The sequence below is a fragment of the Streptomyces litmocidini genome, from assembly GCF_014649755.1.
In the GTDB taxonomy this organism is placed as follows: domain Bacteria; phylum Actinomycetota; class Actinomycetes; order Streptomycetales; family Streptomycetaceae; genus Streptomyces; species Streptomyces litmocidini.
On sequence record NZ_BMTQ01000073.1, the window covers coordinates 1 to 830 of the forward strand.

Sequence of the window (830 nt, forward strand, 5' to 3'; positions counted from 1 at the left end):
ATATTTATTTTACCATTTCCTAAAATTAAAAGTTAATTTATTTTTATGAATATATTTATATATACCTAAGCGCAGCAGATAGAATTGAACTATCATTTTAAGGTCATGAGCCTTATATGTTTACCATTACATTATACTGCTTATTAATGGTATAGCAAGATTCGAACTTACATAATATTATCCGTAGTAATATACATTAACCATTATGTTATATACCATATATATATATAATACCTAATATACTTAAATATATAAATATATATCTGATTTAAATATATCCCTACCCCTCCTACCTTTTTAAGGAGTAATATATTATATTTTACCCCCCGGATCACCGGGGGTGATATATCCCATTCGGGAATATATTTATATTAAAAATTTTTATAATTACTGACTTTTTATTTAGAAGAGGACCCTAATATATTCTTTTTCAAATAAAGGAAGGGATTTAATTATATAGAAGAAGAAAGGGATATATATATATTACAGATAATATAAATATTTTATAAGATATAAATATATATAATAAATACGGATAGTCAGCGATTCGAACGCTGAAAGCTCTAGGCTAACTACGTAGCAAGTAGGTTGGCTTACCAATGCCCAACTATCCTTAAAATTCGCATTACATCAGATTCGAACTGACATCTCTTATAGTGACAATATAAGGCTTTATCCAATTAAGCTACTAATGCTTTTATAAATATTTCTCTTTCAAATATATATATATATTTAAAATAAAGATATATTTCATCTTTTATAGAGTATATATTTATATATATAATCTGAGTCGATATGATTCGAACATATATAATCCTAGCTCAAATTTA

General features: G+C 25.2%; 1 tRNA gene. It reads right to left on the minus strand.

Annotation, left to right across the window (positions count from 1 at the left end):
- Positions 1–621: 621 nt before the first annotated feature.
- Positions 622–695, minus strand: a tRNA-Asp gene (locus tag IE180_RS37960).
- Positions 696–830 lie beyond the last annotated feature (135 nt).